Here is a 25,820-nt window from a genome sequence, read left to right on the forward strand (position 1 = left end):
CTAACCCAACCCTTTCTCAAGGCGGGCGCCGGCCAGGGCGCGGGCGCGCTTGCCGAGCAGGAGCTCGACGAGCTTGGTGGCGGTAACGAGCAGCAGGATCACCGCGAGCAGCACGTTGGTGAGTTGCAACGGCACGTCCGTCGAGAACTGCATCTCCTGCGCGCCCGAGGCGAGCCCGCCGAAGAGCAGGGCTCCGAGCACCACGCCTGCCGGGTGGTTGCGCCCGAGCAGCGCCACCCCGATGCCGTTGAAGCCCAGGTTCGTGACGAACGGTATCGTCATCTTGCCGTAGACGCCGAGAACCTCGACCCCGCCGCCGATGGCCGCGAAGGCCCCGCCGATGGCGAGGGCGAGGACGGTGTTGGTCCCGATGCCCATGCCGGCGTAGTTCGCGGCGCCCGGCGAGAGGCCGACCGCCCGGATCTGAAACCCCCTTCTGGTCCTCCACAGCAGCAGGTAAGCCACCACCGCCGCGACGAGCGCGAGCAGGAACCCGTAGTTGGCCCGCCCGAGCCCCAGCCCGACAAACGGGATGCGGGCCGCGAAATCTATGGCGTCGGTGCCGGGGACGAGACCTTCGGTTCTCAGGGGCTTGAGCGCCAGGTAGGTGGCCAGGTTGATCCCTATAAAGTTCAGCATGATAGTGGTGATGACCTCGTGCGCCCCGAAACGCGCCTTGAGGACACCCGGTATCGCGCCCCACAAGAAGCCCGTCACGACGCAGGCGAGCAAGACCAGCGGTATCGAGAGGGCGCCGAGGGAGCCCAGAGTCACCCCGAGCCAGGCGGCGGTGATGGCCCCGATATAGAGCTGGCCCTCGCCCCCTATATTGAAGAGCCCGGCCCTGAAGGCGACGGCGACGGCGAGGCCGGTGAAGATCAGGGGCGTCGCCCCGAGCAGCGTCCGGCCTATGGCGGTCGGGGAACCCACGGCCCCCCGCACGAGCGCGGAGTAGGCCGTCAACGGGTTGTTGCCCGTCGCAAGCACGATCAGTGCCCCGAGCACGAACGAGATGAGAATGGCGATGAGGGGGAAAACGAGCGCGCCCCCCGCGTCCACCAGCGCCCGGCGCAGCCTGTTGCTCAAGCGTCCTCCCTGCCAACCCGCCCGGCCATCAACAGGCCGAGCTCCTCGTCGGTCGCGTCCGGGCCGACCTCGCCGACGATCCTGCCGTCGTAGATGACGGCTATGCGGTCGGAGAGCGAGCGGACCTCTTCGAGCTCCAGGGAGATTAGCAGGATGGCCTTACCGCGGGAGCGCTGGTCGAGGAGCTGGCGGTGGATGAACTCGATCGCGCCGACATCCACGCCGCGGGTCGGCTGGGCGGCGATGATGACGCCGGGGTCGCCGGAGAGCTCGCGGGCGAGCACGGCCTTCTGCTGGTTTCCGCCGGAGAGTGAGCCTGCCCTCGCGTCGGGGTCGGGCGGTCGGACGTCGTAGGCGCGCAGGGATTCCGCCGCGCGGCGGCGCATGGCCTTGGGGAAGATCCAACCCCACCTGGAGAACGGGGCTTCATCGTAGGTCTTTAGCGCGTAGTTCTCCGAGAGGGAGAAGTCCTGGACGAGTCCCTTCGTCCCCCGGTCCTCGGGCACGTAGGCTAGCCCGCGGCCCTGGCGGCCGTTGGCCCCCACCCGCGTCACGTCCTCGCCGTCGAGGTAGACCCTGCCCTCCTCGATAGGCCGGGTTCCGGCGAGCGCCTCGGCGAGCTCCGTCTGGCCGTTGCCGTCCACGCCTGCTATACCCAGTATCTCCCCCCCGCGCACCTCTAGGCTGATCCCGTCGACCGCCCTCGTCCCGGAGCCGGACAAGACGACGAGCCCCTCCGCCGAGAGCCGCGGCTCCCCGACCTCGGCCTCCGTCTTCTCGACGCGCAAGAGGACCTCGCGGCCGACCATCAGGCGGGCGAGCTCCCCCTCGTCCGTCCCGGCGGTCTCGACCGTCTCAACCACCTTGCCGTCGCGGATGATGGTGATGCGCTCCGAGATACCCAACAGCTCGCCCAGCTTGTGGGTTATCAGGATTACGGAGAGGCCGTCGGCGACGAGCTCCTTCAGTACGGAGAAGAGGTCTTCGGTCTCCTGCGGGGTCAGGACGGCGGTCGGCTCGTCGAGGACGAGGATGCGGGCCTCGCGGTAAAGGGTCTTCAAGATCTCGACCCGCTGCTGCTCGCCCACCGAGAGTTCCGCGACCCGCGCCCTCGGGTTCACCCGCAAACCGTAGCGCCCGGAGAGTTCTTCGGTGTCCTTTATGGCCCTCGCGAGGTCGAGGGTGGCGCCCTTGCGGGGTTCGGCGCCGAGCACGATGTTCTCGGCCACGGTGAGGGCCGGGATCAGGGTGAAGTGCTGGTGGACCATCCCGATGCCGCGGGAGACCGCGTCCTTGGGGTCCTTGATCTCGGCCCGCTCCCCATCGACGAAGATCTCGCCCTCGTCCGGCGAGTAGAGGCCGTACAGGATCTTCATCAGGGTGGATTTGCCCGCCCCGTTCTCGCCGAGAAGACCAAGTATCTCACCCCGCCCGAGCGTGATCGAAACGCCGTCGTTCGCCCTGACCGGCCCGAACGTCTTGGTTACGCCTCGCATCTCGAGGACGACCGGGGCCTCGACCCTGGCCGCGCCCCCGCTCGCGCGCTCCTCCGTCAACGCCTGATCCCCCGCCCGCTACTGCGGCGCTTCGGGGACCTCGATGTCGCCGTTTATGATGCCCTTCTGGGCCGCGTCCACCTCGTCCTTGACCTCCTGGGGGACGTCGTTGTCGAAGCGGCCGAACGGCGCCAGGCTCAGGCCTTTCTCCTTGAGGCCGAGGTCGATGACCTCACCGCCGGGGAAGTTGCCGTCGTTGGCGTCGCTTATGGCCTGGTAGACCGCGTTGTCCACGCGCTTGACTACCGAGGTCAGGATCGGGGCGTCGGGGACCAGCTTGCCCTGGTCGGCGTCTACGCCGATGGCGAAGGCGTCCTGTTCCTTGGCCGCGTCAAAGAGGCCGGCGCCCGTGGCGCCGGAGGCGTGGTAGATGATGTCCGCGCCGTCGTTGATCTGCTGCAGCGAGATCTCCTTGCCCCTCGCCGGGTCGTTGAACGCGTCAGGCGTCGAGCCGGCGTACTGGACGAGCACCTCGCAGTCCGAGCACACTGACTCGACCCCCGCGACGTACCCGGCCTCGAACTTGCCTATGAGGTCCGACTCCTGTCCGCCGAGAAAGCCCACAACCTTGTCGTCGGGGGTGGTGTACTGCGTCTCTTCCTGGGTCATGAGCCCGGCGACGACGCCGGCGAGGTAGCTGCCCTCCTGCTCCCTGAAGACGAGGCTCGCCGCGTTCTTGGGCTCGACCACGGAGTCCACGATGGCGAAGTTGGTGTCAGGGTACTGCGGGGCGATCTCGTTGACCGCGTCTGTCATGAGGAACCCGACGGCGAACACGGGGTCGTACCCCTGGTCGGCGAGCTGGGTGAGGTTGTTGACGTAGTCGGTGGCGGCGCTTGACTCCAGGGTTTCGGTCTCCGCATTGAACTCTTTCTTGGCCCTCTGCAGCCCGGCGTAGGCCGAATCGTTGAAGCTCTGGTCGCCGAGGCCGCCGACGTCGAGCACGAGGGCCGGGCGCACGTTCGAACCACCACCGCCTCCTCCTCCGCCCTGGTCCCCGCCGCCTCCACCGCCGCCGCATCCTACGGCCACCAGCGCCGCAGCTAGTGCCAGTGAGATCGAACCAACTCTGGTACGCACAGGACCTCCTTTTTCGCCAACCGCCTCCCGCGCGTGACCCGCCGGGCTTCCGGTCTCAACGTGACAGATCGTTGACAGGCATCATATAGAGTCAGGGCCAACCGCGCAAAGGAGAAGACTACTGCAACCTCCACGAGACGACGACTTCGCCCGCGAGCTGGAATGGCTCCGCTATTTCACGCCGGCCACGGCCGAGGCCGCCAGGACCCTGCCCTCTCTAACCGGCGAACGCCTGCTCGTCGTCTGCCACCTCGACCTGAAGATGGTCCCCTACTTCGAGGCCCTCCTCACGGCCGGCGCCGAGGTCCACGCCTGCGCCGCCAACCCGGCCACGACGAGGAACGACGTCGCCGAACACCTCGAGACGCTCGGCGTAAGAGTCCCTGCCCGCAAGGACGACCCGCCGCAGCGCCACGCGGCCCACCTGCGGACGGCCATCGAAGCCGGTCCCACCCTGCTCTCCGAGATGGGCGCCGATGCCACGGCCGCGACGGGCGGGAGGCTCGCCACCGCGCGCGGCGGCCTTGAGGCAACAGGCACGGGCATAGCCCGCCTGAAGGAACTCGACCTCTCCTACCCCGTCTTCGACTGGGATTCGGTCCCCATGAAGCAGGGCCTCCACAACCGCCACCTCGTCGGCCTGATGGCGGCGAACACCTTCCTCGACGTCACGGGCCTCTCCCTCTACGGCAAGACGGTCCTCGTCGTCGGCTACGGGCCCGTCGGCCGCGGTATCGCCGACGCGGCGCGCTCCTTCGGCGCCGTCGTGGAGGTCTGCGACCCGGATCCCGCCGCCCGACTCGCCGCGGCCCACCTCGGCTTCCCGACCCCGACCCTCGAGGCCGGCCTACCCCGCGCCGACGTCGTATTCACCGCCACCGGCCGAGACGGGGTCATCCCCATCGAGGCGCTCTCCTGCTGCAAGAACGATGCCTTCCTCGCAAACCTCGGCCACACGAGCGGCGAGCTACCCGTCGAAGATCTGCGCCGGCACGCCGTGGGCCGTCCGCGTCGCCACGTCGAGCGGATCACGTTGGACGGTAAGGCGCTCTACCTGCTCGCCGGCGGCGCGATGTTCAACCTGGCGGCCGGGCCCGGAGACCCCTACGACACCTTCGACCTCGTCACCGCGCTCGTGATCGAGGCGACGGGCTTTCTAGCGACAGAAGGCGTCGAGTACCCGCCAGGCATCCACCCGCTGCCCAAAAAGGTTCAGGACCGCGCGGCCAGAGGCCGCCTGGAGTCCGGGGCATAGAACCTACTGCAACAACTTCCTGAGGTTCTCTTCGAGGTAGTCGGCCGTGACGGGGCCTTCGGGATGGTAGGCGACGGCCTCCTTGCAGAGGTGGTAGAGGGCCAGGGTGCGGGTCGGGGTGAGCCGGCGGCTCCCGGCCTGCTCCAAGACCAGGCGCATAAGTTCCAGGGCGACCTCGGCCTCGCTCTTCTGTGGCTCCACGCGCGCGTCTCCTCCCCTGGTTTGCCGGCCCGATTATATCGGCCCGGGGCGGCGCTATGGTAAACTTTTGGTCGCTTTGATCTTACCGAGCGGCCCTAGAACGGACCCGGCGACCGTCCCCGACCATGCGTGCGAGAACCGTGGGTAGGTCGGGCCCGAGCCACGTTACGTGTCCCGTCTGCGGGTATGCTTTCAGGGCCTCTCACGTCGGCACCTACGTCACCATCGGCAGGGAGTCGGACTTTTGTCCCAAGATCCCGGGCCGTCCGTCCGACGGCGCGCGCCTGATCCGGAACGGCATCACCATGTGCCCGGCCTGCTCTTTCGCCGCCGGCGAGGACTTCGGCGGCCTCTACCTCTCCTTCGACGAGCGCTACGACGTGGAAGTGCGTTTGGAAGAGGACGGCCTGCTCAGGGTCTTCCGGTCGAACTCCCCGCCGTGGCTCGCCTTCCACGCGGCCGAGATCTGCGGCAAGGCCCGCGGCGCCCGTTCCCGCGACCTCGGCGACCTGTGCCTGCGCGCCTCCTGGGTCTGCCGCAAAGAACGCGAACGCCCCTTCGAGAGCACCTTCCAGCTGAGGGCCGTCCGCCACTTCATCCGCTCCCTCCAGGACGAGAACCTCGTGGGACGCGAACTCTCCGTCACGGCCTACCTCGTCGGCGAGCTAAACCGCCGTCTCGGCAACCACCGGGAAGCCCTCAACTGGTACGTCAACGCGGGCCGCACCACGGAAGGAGACCCCCGCGTCGCCTGGCTCGACAGGCTCATAGACAAACAGAAGAAGCTGGCCGAGGAGCAGGCGGCCTGAACAGGCGCCGGGTTTCGGGGGCCGCACTTGCTCTGCGGTCCGGCCGCGCATAAGATTGGCGTATGTCCTCTAGCTTCATGAGCCTGCCGTTCTGGATCCCGCGCGGCCTGGGCGTCGTCGACGGTATTGCAAGGGTCTACGAATCGGAGCTGGTGCTCGAGTTCGAGGTAAATGAGAGCATGTTCAGGATAGGGACCAGGGAGGTCGTACTCCCCTTCGAAGAGATCGAGTCCGTCTCCTTCAGGAGGCGAGGCCTGCTCAGGAACGCCCTGCTCTTCAGCGCCAGGCGCCTGCACCCGGCCAGCAGCGTCCCCGGCAGCAGGGCCGGGCAATTTGCCCTCTACGTCACGCGCGAGCACAAAAACAAGGCCAGGGAGGTCGAATCCCTGGTGTCCTACGGGCTCGCCCGGAGGGACCTGAGCGGCATGAGAGACGCGCTGACCCCGCGCCGCAGAAACCTTCGGACGTTCGACGACATCACGTAGGACACACCCGGCGACCTCGGGTGTCGACCCGTACCGCGTCACGCCGGAAGACGACCTCCACAACGCCCGGACACGCCGGCTGCTGGAGCGGGCCTACCTGGAGGCCGAAGATCCACGCGCGGGCTCCGGCTTCCGGGGAGACGCGAACCGTTGGGAACTCGCCCGTAGGCCCATCGCCTCCGCGATAGACCGAAACGGGGCCTTTCTCGACGTAGGCTGTGCCAACGGGCTCTTGATGGAGAGCCTCTTCGAATGGTCAGAAGAAGACGGGTTTCGGATCGAGCCGTACGGCCTTGAGCTCATCCCCTCCCTGGCCGCCCTGGCCCGGAAGCGGTTGCCCCGCTGGAAAGGCAGGATCTTTGCAGGCGACGTCATGAGCTGGGAGCCGCCGCTCCGCTTCGACTTCGTGCGCACAGAGCTTGAATACGTTCCCAGGCATCGCCGAAAGGGCATGATCGAACGCCTGCTCCGCGACTACCTGGCCCCCGGCGGACGCCTGATCCTCTGTTCCTACGGCAGCTCCCGCCGCCCCGAACCCAGGGCCGAACCAGTCGCCGATATGCTGAACGATTGGGGCTACGAGATAGCCGGCGAGACCGAAGCCGCCGACACCAACAACGTAGTCATAACCCGCGTAGCCTGGACCGACCGGCCCGCAAGCTGAAACGCTGACAGGCTGAAAGCGCAGGCGAAGCCGAAGCGTGCTGACCGGCTGAATCGTTATTCGACCGTCCGCGCCACCACCTCGTCCCCTGCCTGTTTGTCAGGTACCCAGTAGGAGATGCCTTCTATGTACTGCGGGGCGCCGGGGTAGAGTTCGGCTTCTTCTATGCCGGAGAGGCGGGTGCGGATGCCGAACCGGGCGGCCTGTAGGGGGTTCATGTTGGTGTCGATGTTACGCCAGGTCGCGCGGGCCGTCGCGGGCAGGCGGGGAAGGTTGGCCGGAGACGTGGACTCCCGGGCGAGCTGCTGGAGAAACTTCTGCTGGCGGCCGATGCGGCCTATGTCTGCGGTGGGACCGCCCCTGTAGCGGACGTAGGCGAGGGCTTCAAAGCCGTCGAGCTCGCGGGTGCCGGCCGGGATGGAGACGCGCCGGCCCTCTATGCCGACCTCTATCGGCTCGTTCACTTCGAGGGTGATGCCGCCCATGGCGTCCACTATGTCTTTTACGCCGCCGAAGTTCACCACCACGTAGTCGTCCACGGGGACGCCGGTGAGGTTCTCGACGGTCTCGACGGTGAGATCGGGGCCGCCGGTGGCGAAGGCGGCGTTGATCTTGTCCTCCCCCACGCCCGGTATGTCGACGAGCGTGTCGCGGGGAACGGCGAGCATCCCGCCCCCCGCCTTCGTGAGCACGATCGTGTCCGACCGCGACGCCCCGCCCGCGGACGCGTCGCTACCGAGCAACACGGCCCGCTGCGTTCCGAAAGGGAGGAACAGGTACGCGAGCAGGAGCAGGAAGAGGAGAAGCAGGAAGAGCACCGCCAGTTTCAGCAGACCGCCGCGGCGCTTCTCCCCCGCCGGCCTTCCCGCTTTGAAGACCTTCATGCCCATGGAGCCAACTTCTACCACGCGAAAGGACGCCGCGGCGGGTGGCCGGGTGATATTTCACCCAACTTTGGGGGCCGGCATGTGGGTATACTGGTCGTCATGGAGAAGCTCAGGACAGAGTCGTTCGGGCTCGAAGAGGAGCGGGTGGCCTGGGAGGGCCTGGCCGCCTCCTGCGCCGGGCCGATCCGGCGCGCCGGGGCCTTCTTGCTTGTCGGCTTCGTCTTCTTCGTCGCGGCGACGACGGCCGTCGTCCTGTTCTACAACCTTTTCGGCTCCAGCTACGTCGAGGGCGCCGGCGTGACGGTGCCGCAGGGGGCGTTTTACGCAACGATGCTTCTGGGCCTGGCGCTCGCCGTCGGCGGCTACCTGGTCTGGCTCTTCAAGAGCCTCCGCTCCTTCCGGGGGTTTCGACGCGTGCTCCTTCGGGGCGGGATCGACCCGAAGCGCCCGACCTCCGGCGGCCTCAAGGCATACTCGGACGAGCAGCTACTGGAGTTGCGTTCCAGGTACGAGCGGATGCCCGTGGGCGGGCTCAGGGACCGCTTCGAACGCACCTTCGGCTTCCACAAGGGCGATTCCTTCTCGCTCGGGCCGCTGAGCGTCATGCCCGGCACCTTCGAGATGGGGTCTTTAAGAATGGAGTGGGAGACGCAGGGCATCCTGCGCTCCGGCGAGCCGATGCAGCCGATCGGCTGGTGGACCGAGGGACGCCGCCGCCTCCTGCCGCGCAAGCCGGACGAGGTCCGTAAGCTCGTCTACACCCTCCGCTACACGGACGCCTCCGTGCGCGAGCTCAAGCGCCGCTACGGCTACCGCACCGAGCGCTGGTACGCCACCGTCCCCGAAGGAAAGCTCTTCGATGCCGTCCGCGACCTTGAGACTTCCCAGCGAATTCACGTCGCCCTCGGCCGCCGCTCGCTAGTCAGCTAGTCAGCACGCTCCGGCTCCGCCTACGCTCTCGGCGCGCTTCGCCCTGCTTCGCAGGGCTCGCTTTCAGCTTGTCAGCTTTTTGGTTTGTTGGCGGATGTACTTTGGGATGGGTTTTTCTGTGGGTCGCCGTGTTTGGGCGTTGTGGGCGCGAAGATGCGGCGGGGTGCTGTTAGAGTAGGCGGATGGAGAACGCTTTCGGCGTCGGTCCGGCGTATACCGTTGGGATCGAGGAGGAGTTTCAGCTAGTAGATCCTTCCTCTCGCGCGTTGGTCCCGGCGGTGGAGCGGGTGATCTCATCCGGAGGCGGCACGGGCCTCGTTACCTCGGAACTTTCGCGGTCCTGCGTGGAGATGGTCTCGCCGGTCTTCGGAAACGTCGCCGATCTCGCGAGGGAGTTGCCCCTTCTGCGCCGGGAGGTCTCGGGGCTGGCGCGGAACGGCGGGGCCGAGATCGTCGCGGCCGGCACGCATCCTTTCTCTGACCCGACGGAGCAGCCGCTCGCGGATGGCGACCACAACGCCCGCATAGAGGAGGAGATGGGCTGGGTGGCCCGGACCCAGGCGATCTACGGCCTGCACATCCACGTCGCTGTCTCCGACGGCGAGGCGGCGATAGGGGCCGTCAACGAGCTTGCCCGGTGGGTGCCGCTCCTCGTCGCGCTCTCTGCCAACTCCCCGTTCTGGCGCGGGTCCGACACCAGGCTCGCCTCGACCCGCATCAAGATCTTCGAGATGTTTCCCCGCTCCGGCCTGCCGCCGGCCTTTCGCGACTGGGAGGACTTCGTCGAACACGTCGAGACCCTCATCGCCTGCGGAAGCATCCCCGACTACTCCTGGTGCTGGTGGGACGCCCGTCCCCACCTCAAGTTCGGCACGGTCGAGCTCCGCGCCCCCGACGTCCAGACGGACGCCTCCCACACCGCCTCCCTCGTCGCCCTCGTCCAGTGCCTCGTCGCGAGCGCCGACGGCCGCGAGCCGGAAGACCCCCTCTTCATCGCCGAGAACAAGTGGCGCGCCGTCCGACGCGGCCTCGACGCGACCTTCTACGACTTCCCCGCCGGGGAGTCCGTCCCGGCCCGCGCGATGGCCCGGACGCTCGTCGAAGAATTGCGCCCCGTCTCGCAAGGACTCGGTTGTGAGGCCGAGCTCGAAGGCATCCTGGAGATCGCGGACCACGGCAACGGGGCCGAACGTCAGCGGGAAGCCTTCGGGAGAAACGGCTCGCTGGAGGATCTGGTCGACCACGTCGCGCGCGCCACCACGCCCGGCTGACAGGCTGAAAGCCGCCGTTGGGCGGCGCGCTGACTGGCTGACCAGCTCCCCTCACCCGCCGATACGGGACTCCTCTAGATCCAGGTCTCGTTCGATACGGCGCATGGTCTCGGGGCTGATCTCACCCATGTCCCGCATCCGGATGATGGCCTCCCGCTCGGCCTCGATGAGGTCCCGGCGCCAGTTGCGCCAGGTGGCGGAGCTCTCGGCGTACTCCCGGGTTACGCCGCCGGCCTCGATGCCGGATTCGTAGCGTCGGATGCGGTCTTCGTAGTAGTCCCTCATGCCCTGCTCGTTTTGCGGCGGGAGGCTGTTCTCCGCGCACATCCTCTCAAGCCGGTCGAGGGCCGCGCGGGCGCCTTCGAGGCGGGCCCGAAGCTCGGCGGTGGTATCCGTCTCGCCTTCGAGGCGAAGGCGGTTTATGAGGGTAGGGAGGGTGAGCCCCTGCAGAACCAGCGTAGCCAGGATCACGGCGAAGGTTATGAAGAGGATCAGGTCTCGGACCTCATAGGCCTGGCCGTCGACGACGGTGGGCACGGTAAGGGCCGCCGCCAGCGAGACGCCACCCCTCATGCCGCTCCAGCTCATCACCAGGTACTCCTGCGGGGTGCCGCGCCCGTACCGGCTGCGGAGGAGCCGGTCGAAAACGGGGTGCAGGTAGGGCACCGTGAAGAAGAAAGCCGTGCGCGTGAGCAGGAGGGCGACGTAGACGAGGGCGGCGTAGAGCAGGATCTGCCAGAAGGCGTACTCCCCGAGGTTCCCGATAATCGAGGGTAGCTGCTGGCCGACCAGGACGAACAGCAGCGCTTCCAGAACGAAGACCAGCACGCCCCAGAACGCGACGGCCTGGATGCGCGTCGAGGCGTTCGCGAAGAGCCTCGGGGCCCGCCAGCCCTGGACCATCCCGTAGGCGACCACCGCCAGGATGCCGGAGACGCCGAGAAGCCGCTCCGAACAGATGTAGACGCCGTACGGGATCAGGACGGAGAAGGTGATCTGGATGGACGGGTCCCGCAGCCTCCCCCACAGCGGCAGCACGACCCTGGCGACCACGAGGCCGAAGAGGATCCCACCCCCGCCGACGAGCAGAAAGTCCAACCCGGCCTCCCACAACGAGAACGTCCCCGTGGTCACGGCGACCAGCGCGACCCTGAAGGCGACGAGGCCGGTGCCGTCGTTGATAAGGCTCTCGCCGCCGACGACCGTGCCGACCCTCTCCGGGACGCCGAGGCGGCGGAAGATCGCCTCCGCGGCCACAGGGTCCGTGGGGGCGAGTATGGCACCGAGCACGAAGGAGGCCGCCCACGGCAGCCCGACGACGAAGTGGGCGACCGCGGCGACACCCAAGGTCGTCAGGAGGACCAGGCCCACCGAGAGAAGCGTTATCGCCCGGAGGTGGGCGCGCAGGTCCAGCGGCGAGAAGGCGTAGGCCGAGGAGTTCAGGAGGGGGGGCAGGAAGATCACGAAGATAACCTCGGGCGGTATCTCCACCGTCGGAAGCCCCGGCGTGAAGCCGAGCGTGAGCCCGCCGAGGACCAAAAAGATCGGGTACGGAACCCGGGCGACCCGCGCCAACTGCGCGAGCAGCGCCGCCATCCCGAGCAGGAAAATGAGCGCTTCTATCTGTCCCATGCATTCTCTCTAGAAGCCGTGAGGAACTCCTGACGGAAGCATCTTACAGCACGCCCGCTTCGGGAAAAACGGACCACGGAAACGCTATACTGCGCCGCAGGGTAGGGAAGCATGTTTCGCGCGAGGAGGGGAGTATTTTGACCGAAGACGTGAGGCCGGGCGGCACCTACAAGACCCTTGCAGAGCAAAGAGAGGTGCTCACGCCTGCGGAGGAGCGCTTCGAGAAGATACGCCAGACGAGCGGCCTCTTTCTCGGCCCCATAGTCTTCCTCATCATGTACCTGTTGCCGCTGCCCCTGGACGCGAACCAGCAGACCCTGGCCGCCATCCTCTCGTTCACCATAGTCTACTGGCTCTCCGAGGCGATCCCGATCCCCGTTACGGCGGTCCTGGCGCTCGCCCTGTGCGTGCTCTTCAACGTACCGGGCGTCGGACCGAACGCCGACGACGCTCCGGGCGACGTGGTCTTCGGGGGCTTCATAGACCCGGTCATCTTCCTGTTCATCGGGGCTTTCATTATCGCGCAGGCCATGATCACGCACGGTCTGGACAGGCGCTTCGCCTTCCTGGTCCTCTCCATCCCCGGCGTCGCCAAGTCAACCTACGGCGTCATCATCGCCTTCGGGGCGATAGCCGCCTTCATCAGCGCGTTCATCTCGAACACGACCACGGCCGCGATGCTGCTGCCCATCGGCCTGGGCATGATGGGGGCATTGGGCGGGATGGTGAAGGAGCAGTCAGACACCGACAGGGACACGAGCCGGCTGCGCTTCGGCACGGCGCTGATGCTCATGATCTCCTACGGCGCCGGCGTCGGGGGGCTCCTCACCCCTATCGGCACCCCCCCGAACCTTATAGGCATAGCATTTATCGAGGAGGAGACGAACGTCAGGATCACGTTCTTCGACTGGGTCCTCACCGCCGCCCCGATAGTCTTCCTGATGTTCGTGGCCCTGTGCTTCATCCTGATCCTGCTGAACCGCCCCGAGACTCGCCGCCTCGAAGGCGCCGACGCGTTCATAGCCGAGCAGCGCCGCGGCCTCGGCTCCTTCTCGACGGGCGAACGCAACACCCTCATAGCCTTCTTGGTCGCCGTTACCCTGTGGACCCTCCCGGGTCTCACGGCCCTGATCTTCGGCGACGAGTCCACGGTCTACAGCGTCCTCTACAGCCGCCTGGACGAGGGCACGGTCGCAATCGTCGCGGCGGCCCTGCTGTTCCTGCTGCCGATAAACTGGGCAGAACGCCGCTTCACCCTGAACTGGAACGACGCGGCCCGCATAGACTGGGGCACCGTCATCCTCTTCGGCTGCGGCATCGCGCTGGGCACCCTACTCTCCGACACGGGCCTCGCGGAGGTCATAGGCAAGGGCATCGCAGACCTCTTCGGCTTTACGAGCCTGCTCGCGGTCTCGGCGGTCTCCGCCCTGATCGCCATCGTCATCTCCGAGACGACCAGCAATACCGCGAGCGCCACGATCGTCGTGCCCATAGTCATACCGATAGCCGCCGCCGCGGGCCTCGACCCGCTGGTTCCGGCGCTTGCCGCCGTCTTCGGGGCCTCGTTCGGCTTCATGATGCCGGTCTCGACGCCGCAGAACGCCGTCGTCTACGGATCGGGCATGATCCCGATAACCAAGATGGTCCGCTCCGGCATAGTCTTCGACATCATCGGCCTGATCCTGATAGTCCTCCTGATCCCGATCATGGCGGGTATCTTCCTGGCCGGTTAGCGGGAGCCGGGAAACGGGGATTCGCGTGAACGGACAGGCATGCGCCTGGCCCGTTCCTGACGCATAATCACCGCATGAACCCCAAACTGATACTCGGCCCGCTCTTGCGCTACGCCGGCGACACGGACGCCACGATCTGGGTGGAGACGCAAACTCCCTGCGAAGTCGAAGTGACCGCGGACGGCGCCGCGCACCGCTCGCCCACCTTCGCGGTCGAGGGCCACCATTACGCGCTCGTACGCGTCACGGGCCTGCAACCCGCCTCCCTCTACGAGTACTCGGTCAGCGTGGACGGCGAGACGGTCTGGCCCGAGACCAACTCGGACTTCCCGGCCTCCACCATAAAGACGACGGGGTCGGACGGGGAGATGGTCCTGGCCTACGGCTCCTGCCGGGTCGCCGTCCCGCACGAGCCGCCCTACACTTTAGAGCGCGGCATCGTCAAGCGCGGCGGCCTGGACGACCAGAGCTTCGAGCGCGACGCCCTCTTCGCCCTCGCCCACGAGATGATGGGGAGCCCCAGGGCAGGCTGGCCCGACGCCCTGCTGATGCTCGGAGACCAGATCTACGCCGACGAGCCGTCCCCCGGGACCATGGACTTTATCCGCTCCCGCCGCGACCCGGACCATCCCCCGGGTGTCGCGGACTTCGAGGAGTACACCCGCCTCTACCGGGACGCCTGGGGCGACCCGACGATTCGCTGGCTCCTCTCGACCCTCCCCTCGGCCATGATCTTCGACGACCACGACGTCCACGACGACTGGAACGCCTCCAAGACCTGGGTCGAGACCATGCGCGCCAAACCCTGGTGGGAGGAGCGAATAGTCGGGGCTTTTTCGTCTTACTGGGTCTACCAGCACCTCGGCAACCTCTCCCCGCAAGAGCTCGAAGACGACGAGCTCTTCAACCGCGTCGGCGAAGCGGACGACGCAACCCGCATCCTGCGCGAGTTCGCCTACAGGGCGGACCGCGAGGTGGGGGGTACCCGCTGGAGCTTCCACCGCGACTTCGGCCGGGTGCGCCTGATCGTCGCCGACTCCCGCGCCGGCCGGATCCTGACGCCGGGCAAGCGCTCGATGCTGGACGAGAGGGAGTGGGAGTGGCTCCGCGAGAAGGCGACGGGCGACTTCGACCACCTCCTCTTCGGCACCTCGATGCCCTTTCTCCTCTCCCCCGGATTCCACCACCTCGAAGCGGCGAGCGAGGCGATCTGCGACGGCGCCCTGGGCCGCCGGGCGGCGAAGGTCGGCGAGTTCCTGCGCCAGAACGTGGACCTCGAACACTGGCCCGCCTTCAACGCCTCCTTCAGGGACCTCGCCTCCCTCCTCCGCTCCGTGGCCGCCGGCGAACGCTCCGAAGACGGCGCCCCTGCCACCACGGTAGTCCTCTCCGGCGACGTCCACCACGGCTACCTCGCCAGGGCGACCTTCGGCGACGGCGCCCACAACCCCGTCTACCAGGCCGTCGGCTCCCCCCTGCGCAACCCTTTGGGCGTCCCGGAACGCCTCTTCATGCGCGCCGGATGGTCGAGCCCGGTCGAAAGGTTCGGCAGGTGGCTCGCCCGCCTCTCCGGCGTGACCGACCCGCCCGTCAGCTGGCGCCTCGTCCACGAAAAGCCCTGGTTCCGCAACCACGTCTCGACCATAAGGCTCCGCGGCCGAAACGCCGTCCTGAAGGTCGAGAGAACGACGCCCGAAGACGCAGAAAGCCCGCACCTGGAAGAGCTCCTGGAACACAGGCTTGCCTAAGGAAGCTTGTCAGCCTGTCAGCCCGCTGCGGCTTCGCCTCCGCTCTCAGCCGTCAGCTTTTTGCCCTTGCTGAAAGCTGACGGCTGAAAGCTGACAGCCCTGCGAAAAGGCCCTGCCTCTTCGCAAACCGCTTTAAACCTTATCCTCCGGCTGCGGGGCGTTCTCGCCGCTGGTGAAGGTAAAGTAGGCCTCGGGGTCGTCGGCGCTGATCCTGCCGGCCCGGATCATGGCGAAGCGGAACGCGAGGCCGCCGATCAGGACGAGTACGGAGGCGAGGATGCTCTTCCGCCGGTCCTCCTCGCCACGGAGCAGCGCGAACGGGGCCGCGATGCCGCCGATAAGCGTTCCCCCGACGAAGAGCGGGGCGACGGTCTTCGAGAAGAGGGGTTTCGCCCACCGGCTCATACGGAAGAGGGAGGCCGCAATCAGGCCGGCTTCTATGAGGATGGTAGCCTTCTCCGCCCGGTGAAGGGCGTGCAACGTCTCCGGCCTGCCCGACCGCGTCAGGCGCAGGTAGAGCGAGAGCCAAGAGAGCGCCGTCGATAGGCCCGAGGTCAGAAAGACGGGCCCCATAAAGACCCAGTTGCGCGCCCAGATCGGGACGGAGGTCGCGCTTATGAGGTTGCCGGTGTTCGAGCCGACGTTCAGGCCGACGGGCAGGGCGAGCAGCGAGAGCAGCCGGTCCGGGATGAGCTTCGTGAGGCGCACCAGGACGTTGTCCGTGCCCAGGAGACCGTCTTCCGCGGCCTGGCGGGCGGCTATGAGGCCGGCCAGGTTCCCGAAGGCTACCAGCGACCAGCTCTGGGTGGACATCGGGGAGCGGAGCTTGATGACGCGCATCATGTTGAGGAAGCGTTCCGGGCGGCCGAGGTCCCAGATCAAAAGTATCGGGCTCAGGACCATGGTGACGAGCACGGTGTAGCGGCTGACGCGCTGGAGGTCCTTGTCCCCGTGGCCGAGGATCTGGGCCACCGTCGAGAACATCTGGACGCCGGCCCCGATGCCCCCGATCCAGAAATACACGGGCACCTGCCACGTCCAGTGCGCGTGCTTTATCGGCGGGATCCCGTAGTAGTGCTTGTCTTTCCGGTTGGGATCGGTCTCCGGATGGTGGGAAGTCTGTACCTTCCCGTTGCCCTGCTGCACCGAATCCTGTCGCGTCGTCTCGCTCACTTATATCCCCCTACCCTGTACAAAGGACCGACTCCAACACCGCCACCCGGCAACAAACCCGGAAGCTGTATGTTGAGAGTTGATAGCTAATCCCTGAACGCTAGCGCCACGACCGCGCCGAGCACCGTCGCCGCGACCGCGCTGGCTATGACACCCCCCCTGAACTTCTCTTGCGGCAAGAACGGGTGGCGGGGCAGGTTGTAGACCTCGGGCTCGTCCATGAGGATGAACTTGGAGTGGTTGCCGTCTATGCCGCCCGTCCCCCCGACCTCCGGCGTCCCCCAGACGTAGGCCTGCGTGTAGCCCTTGTCCTGGAGTTCTTGGACGCGCTGCTCGGCTATGACCTTTAAATCTTCGACGTCGCCGAACTGGATGGAGTTGGTGGGGCAGGCCTTGGCGCACGCCGGCTCCAGGCCGTCTATCTGACGGTCGTAGCATAGGGTGCATTTGAAGGCGCGGCCGTCGTTTGGGACCTGGGTTATCACGCCGTATGGGCAGGCCGGGACGCAGTAGCCACAACCGTTGCAGATGTCGGGCTGGATGTAGACGTTGTCGAACTCGTTGCGGATGATCGAGCCGGTCGGGCACGCCTGCTGGCACGGTGCGGCGACGCAGTGCTTGCACACGTCGCTCATAAACGCCCAGCGACCGAGGGCGTCGAGTTCGGCGCCGCCGGGGAGGGGCTCCGTCACGTCCTCAGCTAGCGCGACGAGGTCGACGTCGCCGGTGAGGCGGCGCTTTTTCGGGTTCTCTATGAACGCGACGTGGCGCCAAGTCGTTCCGGACAACTGCTTGGTGTTGTCGTAGGAGTCGCCGGTGAACTCGTAGCCGTCGGCGGGGAGCTGGTTCCACTGCTTGCAGGCCACCTCGCAGGCCTTGCAGCCGATGCAGACCGTGGTGTCGGTCAGGAATCCCGTTGCCATCTACTTCCCTCCCAGGATCTTACGCCGGATCTCCGCCACGGGCGCCGCCGGATCGCTGCTGACGCGGAACATCTTGTGCCCGAGCGCTACGCGTTGTTGCCGGTACACCCTGTCCACCATGCCCGTCCCCATGTTGTAGTAGACGCCGGGCTCGAGCACCTTCGCGCTCCTTATCGGCTTGAGGCGCTTCTTGGCCATCGCGGGGTTGTCCGCGAGGTACTGGCCCAACTCCATGAGGTCCTGGGTTATGGCCTCCCGGCGCGTACTCTCGGCGAGCCACGTCTCGCTCGGGGTGTCTGCCGGGGAGACGCGCGTGCCCCTGGGGGTCCGCACGTCCCCCGCTTCCTGGGTGTCCCTGTAGTCGGTCACACCTTGCCCGCTTCCAGGTTGGCGGTGAAGGCCTTGGCCTCGTGGATGGCGACGTTGGCCTCCAACGCGACCGGAATCAGGTTGTTTACCACGTCGCCCTTGACCACGCCGTTCGGGCCCCAGTGGTAGGGGAGGCCGATGGTGTGGATCTGACGCCCGTCCAGGTTGTAGACGGGGATGCGGTCTGAGACCAGCGCCCTGCAGTGGACCTTGCCACGGCTCGTAGAGACGGTGACGAAGTCCGCGTTCTCGACGCCCACCTCGGCGGCGAGGGTCGGGCTGATCTCGCAGAACAACTCCGGCTGCAACTCCGAAAGCCACGGAAGCCAACGGCTCATCGCCCCGCTGGTGTGGTGCTCGGTGAGCCTGTACGTGGTGACCACGTGCGGGAACCTCGGGTCCATCGGTTTGTTGTACGGGTTGTCGGGCCGGTCGAAGAGCCTGGCGGTCGGGCTGTACTGGACCTCGTCGTAGAGCAGGTTCGGCACGGGGGACTCGACGGGCTCGTAATGGATCGGCAGCGGCCCGTCCTTGAGACCGACCGGCGCGAAGAGCCAGCCCTTCCCGTCGCCCTGCATGATGAAGGGGCCGTCGCCGGGGATGGCGTCGACGCCCTTCGCGTCCGGGTCCGGGCGGTAGTCCGGGCGCTTGTCCGCCTGGAAGTCGGGGACGTCATTGCCCACCCACTTGCCCTGATCCTCGTCCCACCAGACGAACTTTTTGCGCTCCGACCAGGGCTTACCCTCGGGGTCTGCGGAGGCGCGGTTATATAGGACGCGCCTGTTTGCCGGCCACGCCCAGCCCCACTCGGTGGCGACGTTCGGCTGCTCGGTCCAGGGCTTGCGGCGCCTGGCCTGGTTGACGCCGTTGGCCATAACGCCCGAGTAGATCCAACCCCCGCAAGCGGTCGAGCCGTCGTCCTTGAGCGCGGCGAAGCCTGCCACCGGCGAGCCGTCGGCGACGTTGTAGCCGTTGACCTCCCTGGTGATGCTCTCTATGTTGGGCTCGTCGTGCTCGCCCTCCAGGGGGTAATCCCAGGTCATCGCCTGGATGAGCGCGTCGCGCTCGTCGGCCGAGTCCTTGTACAGCTCCTTGATCCTGCGCCCCAGGTGGTAGACGAACCACGCGTCGCTTCTCGCGTCGTCCGGCGGCTCGACGGCCTTGTCGTGCCACTGGAGCATGCGCTGGGTCTGGGTGAAGGAGCCGTCTTTCTCGGCGACGAGGGCGGCCGGGATAAAGAAGACCTCGGTGCCGCACTCCTCCGGCTTTACGCCGTCCATCTTCCAGGCCGTGGCCGTCTCTATCTCGTAGGCGTCGACGACGACCAGCCAGTCGAGGGCGCGCAGGGCGTCGCGGGCGAGGTTGGCGTGCGGCCCGCCGACGGCGAAGTTCTGGCCGAAGTTGAAGGCGCCCTTCACCTCGCGGTCCTTCATCGCCATGATCGAGGGGTAGTACGAGTGGTCCCCGTTTATGCGCGGGAAGCGGTCGAAGAGCGCGCCCTCTTCCGGATCAAACGCCTCACCGTACCAGGCCTTCATCAGGCTGGTGGCGTACTTGGGGAAGTTGGCGAGCCAGCCGGTGCCGGCCGTCCCGTCTTCTATGTAGTCGCGCCAGGTGTCGTGGTTCTTGTTGGCGTCGGGCATCCCGAGGTAGCCGGGCAGGATGTTGTAGAGGGTGGCTATGTCCGTCGAGCCCTGGATGGTCGCGTGCCCGCGCAGGGCCATGATGCCGCCGCCGGGACGTCCGATGTTGCCGAGCAAAAGCTGGAGGATGGCGGCCGTCCGGATCAGCTGCACGCCCTTGGAGTGCTGGGTCCAGCCGACGGAGTAGACGAGCGCGGTCGTCCTGTCGCGGCCGGAGTTCTCGGTGATGAGCCTCGCGACCTCCAAAAAGGCCTCGCGCGGGGTGCCGCAGACCTTCTCGACCATCTCAGGGGTGTACTTGGCGAAGTGGCGCTTGAGGATCTGGAAGACGCAGCGCTCGTGCTGAAGGGTCATGTCCGTCGGGCGAGGCTGGTCGGGGGGCATCTCGCTCTGCCCGCCCGACTCTCCGACGATGTTCCCCTGGCTCCCGCCGACGGCGGCGTAGTCTATGGGGTGGCCCTCGTAGCGCCAGCTCGACGGGTCGTACTGGGTCCTCTCCTCGTCCCACCCGGAGAAGAGGCCCGTCGCCCCCGCGTCTTCGAAGTCCTCGGAGACTATCGTCGCCGCGTTCGTGTAGGCTTTGACGTACTCCTCGAAGTGCTCCTCGTTCTGGAGGACGTAGTTGATCAGGCCTCCCAGGAACGCTATGTCCGTGCCCGGCCTGATGGGCGCGTAGACGTCGCACAGGGCGCTCGTGCGGGTGAAGCGGGGGTCTATGTGGATAAGCTTCGCCCCGTTCTTTTCCTTGGCGATCATGGGGTGGCGGAACCCGACCGGGTGCGCCTCGGCCATGTTCGAGCCCTCTATGAGGATGCAGTCGGCGTTCTGGAGGTCCTGAAGCGAAGTGGTGGCCCCACCCCTACCGTACGTGATGCCCAGACCGGGCACCGTGGAGGAGTGTCATATGCGCGCCTGGTTGGTTATCCGGGTAAAGCCCATCGAGTGGAAGAGCTTGGTGATGAGGTAGTTCTCCTCGTTGTCTATCGTGGCCCCGCCGATGGAGGAGACGGCCTGGGAGCGGCGGAGCTTCTTGCCGCCTTCGTCGTCCTCCTCCCAGTTCGCGTCGCGGGTCTCCTTCATGCGCGCGGCGATCATGTCGAGCGCCTCCTCGAGCGAGAGGTCTTCCCACTCGCCCGAATACGGGCGCCTGTACCGGACCTTCGTCCAGCGGTAGGGCGAGTTGTGCAGGCCGAAGGTGGCCGAGCCCTTGGGGCAGAGGGTTCCCGCGTTCACCGGGGAATCGGGGTTGCCCTCGATATCTATGATGCGCCCGTCGCGGTGGTAGACGAGGGTGGAGCAGCCTACCGCGCAGTACGGGCAGACGCTCACCGCTTTCTTCACGCCGTCGTCCGAAAGACGCGAGCGGATGTTGCGGGTCGCCGGGCTTACCGGGTGTTCGACCGTCGTTCCGACGTGGTTCCGGATCTTCTTCCAGAGCCCGTCCTTTTCCGTGAGCTTGAGAAACACTCCCCGCTCCTCTCTCTATTCCTGGTAAACCCCGGGGCTAACGCGAAGCCGTCCGCAAGACCGGCCTCTCCCCTTCCACCTTCATACTATGCTCCCCCCATTCTAGCGCGGTGAAACCCGCTACGAAACACCCCCTTTCGTGAAGGGCCGAAGGGCGCCCGAATCTGGAGCGCCAGATACGTTGTGCGGGGTCCGGGCATCTGCTACGGTGTCCAGATAACCGGTGAATCGACTACCGGGAGAAAGGGAAAGGAGGTCGTCCAGAAGCAGAAGCCCCCGTCTCTGGCGGAGGGCTTTAGCGACGCGCCAGAGGGGCGCTTACATAGGTCAATGCATGTAGGCGGAGTTCTAGATAGGAGCCTTAGTTTATGGCCGACAACAGAGTAGTGGTCTACAAAGGACCGGGAGAAGTAGCCGTAGAAAACATCGAGTACCCGAAGCTCGAGGTGCCGCAAGAAGTGGCGAGCGCGATGGGGATGAGCGTCGCCGCCCCGCACGCCGTGATACTCAAGATAGTCTCGACCAACATCTGCGGTTCGGACCAGCACATGGTCAGGGGCCGGACGACGGCCCCCGTGGGGCAGACCTTGGGGCACGAGATCACGGGCGAGATCGTCGAGAAGGGCGACGACGTCCAGTTCCTCGACGTGGGCGACATCTGTTCCGTCCCGTTCAACATCGCCTGCGGGCGTTGTAGGAACTGCAAGGAGCGCAAGACCGGCGTCTGCCTGAACGTCAACCCGGCGCGGGCCGGCAGCGCTTACGGCTACGTGGACATGGGCGGTTGGATCGGCGGCCAGGCCGAGTACGTGCTCGTCCCGTTCGCGGACTTCAACCTCTTGAAGTTCCCCGACCGCGAGCAGGCGCTGGAGAAGATCCTCGACCTGACGATGCTTAGCGACATCTTCCCGACCGGCTACCACGGCGCCTACACCGCCCAGGTGACCACGGGATCTACGGTCTACGTCGCCGGCGCCGGCCCCGTCGGGTTGGCCGCGGCCCACGCGGCGCAGTTGCTGGGTGCGGCCGTCGTGATCGTGGGCGACCTCAACGAGGAGCGTCTGGCGCAGGCGAGGTCCTTCGGATGCGAGACCGTCGACGTTTCGCAGGGGCCGCTCGAGGAGCTGATCGCGGGCATCGTGGGCGAGCCCGAGGTGGACTGCGCGGTCGACGCGGTGGGCTTCGAGGCCTCGGCCAAGCCCGGCGAGGAGGCCCCGGCGGTGGTCCTCAACCAGATCCAGACCGTCACCCGCGCGGGCGGCTCGCTCGGCATCCCGGGCCTGTACGTCACGGGCGACCCCGGTGCCGCGGACCCCGAGGCGCAGGAGGGGACGCTCAAGATAAGGTTCGGCCTCGGCTGGGCCAAGAGCCACGCGTTCTTCACGGGCCAGTGCCCGGTGATGAAGTACAACCGCGGGCTGATGATGAGCATCCTGCACGACAAGGCCCAGATCGCCAAGGCCGTCAACGCCACGGTGATCTCCCTCGACGAAGCCCCGCAGGGCTACAAGGACTTCGACAAGGGTGCCGCCAAGAAGTACGTCCTCAACCCGCACGGCATGATCCCGGCCTAAACAGAACGGACATAAAGGCGGTAACGGAAGGGCCGGAGAGATCCGGCCCTTCTTCTTGTCCCTGCGCGGCTATAGAATCACGGCGTAGGCGCCGAAAAGGACCCCAGATGGAGACGGTCAAGAGCCCGGCGGAGCAGAAGGTCATCCTCCACAACGCGAGTTGGGAGACCTACGAGCGCCTCATGGACGAGCGTGGGGATCGTCGGGTGCCGCGGTTTACCTACGACCGGGGAGAGCTGGAGATTATGAGCCCGTCCACGGAGCGCGAGAGCATCGCCTGCTTCCTGGAATTGCTAGTGGCTTTGGTCGCCGGAGAGACGGACGTAAACGCGTACGGTGTCGGTTCCACGACCTTCAAGCGCGAGGACCTGGAACGCGGCTTCGAGCCCGATGCCTGCTTCTACGTGCAGAACGAGGAACGCATCCGCGGCAAGCCCAGGATAGAGCTTGGTATAGATCCGCCGCCCGATCTGGTAATCGAGGTTGATATAACGAGCCCATCGCTGTCCAAGTTCTCTGTCTGCGCGCGGATCGGGGTCCCCGAGATCTGGCGTCACGATGGGGAGCGGGCGTCGGTTTTCGTACTGCGAGAGGGCGGGTACGCGGAGGTCGCAATGAGCGAGGTCCTACCGTCCCTCTCCGGCCCGGTCCTCTCGCGCTTCGTCGAAGAGAGCCGGTCCCTGGGTAGCGCGGCCTGGATACGCGAAGTTCGCGGGTGGGCACGGAGCAACGCCGGGGCATCCGGCTAGAGTTGCTGCCCTCGCCTCACCTCGTACCCGATCTCCTGCAGCCGCGCCATGAGCCACAACTCGGCCGCCTCCTCGTCTCCTCCAACGTATTTCAGCGGAACGGTCATGGTCTGCTCCTGGCCGAGACCGCCGAAGAGGATGGTTATGGCCTCCTCGTCGCGGGAGACCTCGGCCTCCGGGTAGCGGGCGACGTTCGGCAGGCCGGTTAGTCTCAACGCTTCTTCTCCGTTCGGAACATGGCGCGCATATTAGCACCTGGCCCCTGCTAAACTTCGCGAAAGGGTCGGATACGGAGAAACGGATGCTACAGAAGACCGGCAGGGCGCGGAGCGGCAACAAGACCAAGGCGCGGGTGAGGGTCGTCGAAGACGGCCGGGCGCGCGTAAAGTCCGACCACCTCGCGACCGAAGAGCCGATGGAGATCAGGCTCGTGACGGGCGGCGGGAGGCAGACCGTAGCCGTCACCATGCGCACGCCCGGCGCGGACTTCGAGCTGGCGGCGGGTTTCCTGTACGGGGAGGGCATCATCTCCTCGCGGGAGGAGGTAAAGAAAATCAGCTACTGCGTCGACTCCGACGTCGACGCCGAGCAGCGCTACAACATCGTCAACGTGGAGCTGAGGGGCGACCGGGAGTACGACCTGCGCTCCCTGGAGCGCCACTTCTACACCACGAGCGCCTGCGGGGTGTGCGGCAAGGCCAGCCTGGAGCAGTTGGAGTTGCGCGGTTGCCCCGTGGTGCCGCCCGGGCCGGAGGTCTCATCGGAGACGATCTACTCGTTGCCGGAGAAGTTGCGGGAGGCGCAGGGCCTCTTCGAGGCGACGGGCGGGCTTCACGCGGCGGCGCTCTTCGACGCGGAGGGGAACCTTCTGGCGACGCGCGAGGACGTGGGCAGGCACAACGCGACAGATAAGCTCGTCGGGTGGGCCTTGCTCGAAGACAGGTTGCCGCTCTCGGAGAACGTGGTGATGGTGAGCGGACGGAGCTCGTTCGAGATCCTGCAGAAGTGCCTGACGGCAGGGGTGCCCGTCGTCTGCGCCGTCTCCGCCCCGAGCAGCCTCGCCGTCGACGTCGCCAGGGAGTTCGGGATGACGCTCGTCGGGTTCTTGCGCGGGGGGCGGTTCAACGTATACGCCGGGTTTGATAGGATTCTCCTCGGAGAGGGTAAAGAGCCCGCAACGTAGTCCGGCAAAAGAGGAGGCCGGCGGGACAAAGGGGAGGATCTCAGGAGAACATCCGCAGGCTCGTTCGTTCAAGGTGTTTCGATGACAGGGGAGGAGTTAGATGGCAAGTCAGACGGCCAACGATGCCGGTAACAGGGTGATCATTGCTATCGCGGGGGTAGTCATGCAGGTGGCGCTCGGGGCGGTCTACGCCTGGAGCGTGTTCCGCGACCCGCTGGCGCAGGCGTACGGCGGCGCCTCGGCGACCGCCGTCAACACGACGTTCAGCATCACGATCTTCACGCTCGGGTTCGCCGCCTTTGCCGGTGGCCTGTGGATGGGTCGCTCGGGGCCGCGCATCGTGGCGCTCACGGCCGGGGTGCTCTACGGGCTGGGGATCTTCCTGGCGAGCTTCGCCGAGGGTAGCCTGGTGCTGCTGTACCTGACCTACGGCCTGATCGCCGGCGCCGGCATCGGCCTCGGCTACATCGTGCCGGTCGCCACCCTTATCAAGTGGTTTCCCGACAAACGCGGCTTCATAACGGGCATCGCCGTGGCGGGCTTCGGCGGCGGGGCGTTCGTGACGGCGTTCGTAGCCCGCGGGCTCGTCGCGTCCTCAGGACCTTTCTCGGCCTTCGCCATCCTCGGCATCGTCTACCTCGTCATGGTCGTCGGCGCGGCGCTGTTCATGCGGAACCCGCCGGAGGGCTACCGCCCCCCGGGCTGGGAACCGGAGGAGAGCGGGACGGGTGGCGCCTCGGCCGCGAACTACGATCTGGGCGGCGCCCTCAAGACCTGGCAGTGGTTCGCGCTCTGGGCGCTTCTCTTCCTCAACGTCACGGCCGGCATCGCCATCATCACGGAGGCCGCGCCGATAGCGCAGACCATCTCGGGCGTCAGCGCCGCCGTCGCGGCCTCGCTGGTGAGCATCATCTCCGTCGGCAACGCCCTGGGCAGGTTCTTCTGGGCCTGGCTCTCGGACGCCATCGGCCGCAAGTGGGTCTTCTTCGTCATGTTCCTCCTGCAGGCGGTGCTCCTGGTGCTACTGCCGCTCCTGGGAGCCGCGTCGTTCGTGCTGCTCGCGATCCTCGCCTTCATCGTCGTCTCCTGCTACGGCGGCGGGTTCGGGACGATGCCGGCGTTCAGCGCCGACTACTTCGGCTCGGCGAACGTCGGCAAGATCTACGGCCTCATGCTCACCGCCTGGAGCTTCGGCGGCGTGCTCGGGCCGCTCCTGATCTCCTACATCATCGACTCGACCGACTCGTACTCGCTAGCCTTCTTTATCCTCGCCGGGATTATGGTAGGCAGCGCGGTCGTCGCCTTTATCGTCCGCCCGCCGAGGCGCGGCTCGGAAGTCCCGGCCGCCCAGCCCGAAGGGGCCAGGGCTTAAGGACCATCACGGCCGGAGCATCCGAACCCC

General features: G+C 66.6%; 23 protein-coding genes. 12 read left to right on the forward strand and 11 right to left on the reverse strand.

All coding sequences use genetic code 11. The features are described from left to right. The 3 genes from GBA63_RS20880 to GBA63_RS20890 all read right to left on the reverse strand — a co-directional run bounded on the left by GBA63_RS20880 (position 1) and on the right by GBA63_RS20890 (position 3,722). Entirely contained in the window at positions 1-1,086 is a 1,086-nt protein-coding gene (locus GBA63_RS20880; RefSeq protein WP_166179301.1) for an ABC transporter permease, read from the reverse strand. Beyond that, positions 1,083-2,582, reverse strand: coding sequence for an ABC transporter ATP-binding protein (locus GBA63_RS20885; RefSeq protein ID WP_166180464.1), 1,500 nt, complete (start codon positions 2,580-2,582; stop codon positions 1,083-1,085). The genes GBA63_RS20880 and GBA63_RS20885 overlap by 4 nt, the downstream gene beginning before the upstream one ends. Positions 2,583-2,660: 78 nt before the next feature. Then, entirely contained in the window at positions 2,661-3,722 is a 1,062-nt protein-coding gene (locus GBA63_RS20890; protein WP_166179303.1) for a BMP family lipoprotein, read from the reverse strand. Between the two features lie 262 nt (positions 3,723-3,984). On the opposite strand from GBA63_RS20890, the gene GBA63_RS20895 reads away from it, so the two are divergent. Then, a complete protein-coding gene (locus GBA63_RS20895; protein ID WP_166179304.1) occupies positions 3,985-4,977 on the forward strand; it encodes an NAD(P)-dependent oxidoreductase in 993 nt (330 codons plus the stop codon). Between the two features lie 3 nt (positions 4,978-4,980). On the opposite strand, the gene GBA63_RS20900 is transcribed toward GBA63_RS20895, so the two are convergent. Beyond that, positions 4,981-5,178 carry a hypothetical protein gene (locus GBA63_RS20900; protein ID WP_166179306.1) on the reverse strand — a complete coding sequence of 66 codons (198 nt, stop codon included), beginning with the start codon at positions 5,176-5,178 and terminating at the stop codon, positions 4,981-4,983. 140 nt (positions 5,179-5,318) lie between these two features. Here GBA63_RS20900 and GBA63_RS20905 point away from each other — a divergent pair, with 140 nt between their 5' ends. The 3 genes from GBA63_RS20905 to GBA63_RS20915 all read left to right on the forward strand — a co-directional run bounded on the left by GBA63_RS20905 (position 5,319) and on the right by GBA63_RS20915 (position 7,136). Beyond that, positions 5,319-5,987 carry a DUF2225 domain-containing protein gene (locus GBA63_RS20905; RefSeq protein ID WP_166179308.1) on the forward strand — a complete coding sequence of 223 codons (669 nt, stop codon included), beginning with the start codon at positions 5,319-5,321 and terminating at the stop codon, positions 5,985-5,987. 62 nt (positions 5,988-6,049) lie between these two features. Continuing rightward, entirely contained in the window at positions 6,050-6,472 is a 423-nt protein-coding gene (locus GBA63_RS20910) for a hypothetical protein (protein ID WP_166179310.1), read from the forward strand. 235 nt (positions 6,473-6,707) lie between these two features. Then, positions 6,708-7,136, forward strand: coding sequence for a class I SAM-dependent methyltransferase (locus tag GBA63_RS20915; RefSeq protein WP_166179312.1), 429 nt, complete (start codon positions 6,708-6,710; stop codon positions 7,134-7,136). 56 nt (positions 7,137-7,192) lie between these two features. Here GBA63_RS20915 and GBA63_RS20920 read toward each other — a convergent pair whose 3' ends face one another. After that, entirely contained in the window at positions 7,193-8,044 is an 852-nt protein-coding gene (locus GBA63_RS20920; RefSeq protein ID WP_166179314.1) for an LCP family protein, read from the reverse strand. 60 nt (positions 8,045-8,104) lie between these two features. Between GBA63_RS20920 and GBA63_RS20925 the strand changes: the two genes are divergently transcribed. Beyond that, a complete protein-coding gene (locus GBA63_RS20925) occupies positions 8,105-8,953 on the forward strand; it encodes a hypothetical protein (RefSeq protein ID WP_166179316.1) in 849 nt (282 codons plus the stop codon). A 182-nt stretch (positions 8,954-9,135) separates the two neighbouring features. Next, positions 9,136-10,224 (forward strand): carboxylate-amine ligase, encoded by a 1,089-nt coding sequence (locus tag GBA63_RS20930; protein ID WP_166179318.1) that lies wholly within the window; start codon positions 9,136-9,138, stop codon positions 10,222-10,224. 51 nt (positions 10,225-10,275) lie between these two features. Here GBA63_RS20930 and GBA63_RS20935 read toward each other — a convergent pair whose 3' ends face one another. After that, complete coding sequence (locus GBA63_RS20935; RefSeq protein ID WP_166179320.1) at positions 10,276-11,856, reverse strand: Na+/H+ antiporter; 1,581 nt, start codon at positions 11,854-11,856, stop codon at positions 10,276-10,278. Positions 11,857-11,993: 137 nt separating this feature from the next. Here GBA63_RS20935 and GBA63_RS20940 point away from each other — a divergent pair, with 137 nt between their 5' ends. Together GBA63_RS20940 and GBA63_RS20945 are read left to right on the forward strand one after the other, a co-directional pair. After that, positions 11,994-13,589 carry an SLC13 family permease gene (locus tag GBA63_RS20940; protein ID WP_166179322.1) on the forward strand — a complete coding sequence of 532 codons (1,596 nt, stop codon included), beginning with the start codon at positions 11,994-11,996 and terminating at the stop codon, positions 13,587-13,589. A gap of 74 nt (positions 13,590-13,663) precedes the next feature. Then, positions 13,664-15,337: an alkaline phosphatase D family protein gene (locus GBA63_RS20945; RefSeq protein WP_166179324.1), complete on the forward strand. Its 1,674-nt coding sequence runs from the start codon at positions 13,664-13,666 to the stop codon at positions 15,335-15,337. Between the two features lie 132 nt (positions 15,338-15,469). On the opposite strand, the gene nrfD is transcribed toward GBA63_RS20945, so the two are convergent. The 4 genes from nrfD to fdh form a co-directional block, all read right to left on the reverse strand. Continuing rightward, positions 15,470-16,510, reverse strand: coding sequence for an NrfD/PsrC family molybdoenzyme membrane anchor subunit (gene nrfD / locus GBA63_RS20950; RefSeq protein WP_166179326.1), 1,041 nt, complete (start codon positions 16,508-16,510; stop codon positions 15,470-15,472). A gap of 86 nt (positions 16,511-16,596) precedes the next feature. Continuing rightward, complete coding sequence (locus GBA63_RS20955; protein WP_166179328.1) at positions 16,597-17,433, reverse strand: 4Fe-4S dicluster domain-containing protein; 837 nt, start codon at positions 17,431-17,433, stop codon at positions 16,597-16,599. Next, on the reverse strand, positions 17,434-17,802 hold the full coding sequence (locus GBA63_RS20960) for a hypothetical protein (RefSeq protein WP_166179330.1): 369 nt from the start codon (positions 17,800-17,802) through the stop codon (positions 17,434-17,436). Next, positions 17,799-20,870, reverse strand: coding sequence for a formate dehydrogenase (gene fdh, locus GBA63_RS20965; RefSeq protein WP_407690862.1), 3,072 nt, complete (start codon positions 20,868-20,870; stop codon positions 17,799-17,801). The genes GBA63_RS20960 and fdh overlap by 4 nt, the downstream gene beginning before the upstream one ends. Positions 20,871-21,280: 410 nt before the next feature. On the opposite strand from fdh, the gene fdhA reads away from it, so the two are divergent. Beyond that, on the forward strand, positions 21,281-22,486 hold the full coding sequence (gene fdhA / locus GBA63_RS20975) for a formaldehyde dehydrogenase, glutathione-independent (protein ID WP_166179336.1): 1,206 nt from the start codon (positions 21,281-21,283) through the stop codon (positions 22,484-22,486). Positions 22,487-22,593: 107 nt separating this feature from the next. Continuing rightward, a complete protein-coding gene (locus tag GBA63_RS20980) occupies positions 22,594-23,235 on the forward strand; it encodes a Uma2 family endonuclease (RefSeq protein ID WP_166179338.1) in 642 nt (213 codons plus the stop codon). Here the strand turns inward: GBA63_RS20980 and GBA63_RS20985 are convergent. After that, a complete protein-coding gene (locus GBA63_RS20985; RefSeq protein WP_166179340.1) occupies positions 23,232-23,450 on the reverse strand; it encodes a hypothetical protein in 219 nt (72 codons plus the stop codon). The two genes, GBA63_RS20980 and GBA63_RS20985, sit on opposite strands and share 4 nt — an antisense overlap. A gap of 86 nt (positions 23,451-23,536) precedes the next feature. Here GBA63_RS20985 and fdhD point away from each other — a divergent pair, with 86 nt between their 5' ends. After that, positions 23,537-24,418 (forward strand): formate dehydrogenase accessory sulfurtransferase FdhD, encoded by an 882-nt coding sequence (fdhD, locus tag GBA63_RS20990; RefSeq protein ID WP_166179342.1) that lies wholly within the window; start codon positions 23,537-23,539, stop codon positions 24,416-24,418. A gap of 100 nt (positions 24,419-24,518) precedes the next feature. Continuing rightward, the gene (locus GBA63_RS20995; protein WP_166179344.1) at positions 24,519-25,790 is read left to right on the forward strand and encodes an L-lactate MFS transporter; all 1,272 of its coding nucleotides are present in this window, start codon (positions 24,519-24,521) and stop codon (positions 25,788-25,790) included. Positions 25,791-25,820: the final 30 nt, after the last annotated feature.

This window comes from Rubrobacter tropicus, assembly GCF_011492945.1.
GTDB lineage: Bacteria > Actinomycetota > Rubrobacteria > Rubrobacterales > Rubrobacteraceae > Rubrobacter_D > Rubrobacter_D tropicus.

Bases quoted from the DNA above. Each gene is read 5' to 3' on its own strand.
- GBA63_RS20955 (WP_166179328.1), bottom strand. From the start codon at position 17,433: ATGGCAACGGGATTCCTGACCGACACCACGGTCTGCATCGGCTGCAAG.
- GBA63_RS20885 (WP_166180464.1), bottom strand. From the start codon at position 2,582: ATGCGAGGCGTAACCAAGACGTTCGGGCCGGTCAGGGCGAACGACGGC.
- GBA63_RS20930 (WP_166179318.1), top strand. From the start codon at position 9,136: ATGGAGAACGCTTTCGGCGTCGGTCCGGCGTATACCGTTGGGATCGAG.
- fdhA (WP_166179336.1), top strand. From the start codon at position 21,281: ATGGCCGACAACAGAGTAGTGGTCTACAAAGGACCGGGAGAAGTAGCC.
- fdhD (WP_166179342.1), top strand. From the start codon at position 23,537: ATGCTACAGAAGACCGGCAGGGCGCGGAGCGGCAACAAGACCAAGGCG.
- GBA63_RS20995 (WP_166179344.1), top strand. From the start codon at position 24,519: ATGGCAAGTCAGACGGCCAACGATGCCGGTAACAGGGTGATCATTGCT.
- GBA63_RS20980 (WP_166179338.1), top strand. From the start codon at position 22,594: ATGGAGACGGTCAAGAGCCCGGCGGAGCAGAAGGTCATCCTCCACAAC.
- GBA63_RS20945 (WP_166179324.1), top strand. From the start codon at position 13,664: ATGAACCCCAAACTGATACTCGGCCCGCTCTTGCGCTACGCCGGCGAC.
- GBA63_RS20915 (WP_166179312.1), top strand. From the start codon at position 6,708: ATGGAGAGCCTCTTCGAATGGTCAGAAGAAGACGGGTTTCGGATCGAG.
- GBA63_RS20895 (WP_166179304.1), top strand. From the start codon at position 3,985: ATGGTCCCCTACTTCGAGGCCCTCCTCACGGCCGGCGCCGAGGTCCAC.
- GBA63_RS20910 (WP_166179310.1), top strand. From the start codon at position 6,050: ATGTCCTCTAGCTTCATGAGCCTGCCGTTCTGGATCCCGCGCGGCCTG.
- GBA63_RS20935 (WP_166179320.1), bottom strand. From the start codon at position 11,856: ATGGGACAGATAGAAGCGCTCATTTTCCTGCTCGGGATGGCGGCGCTG.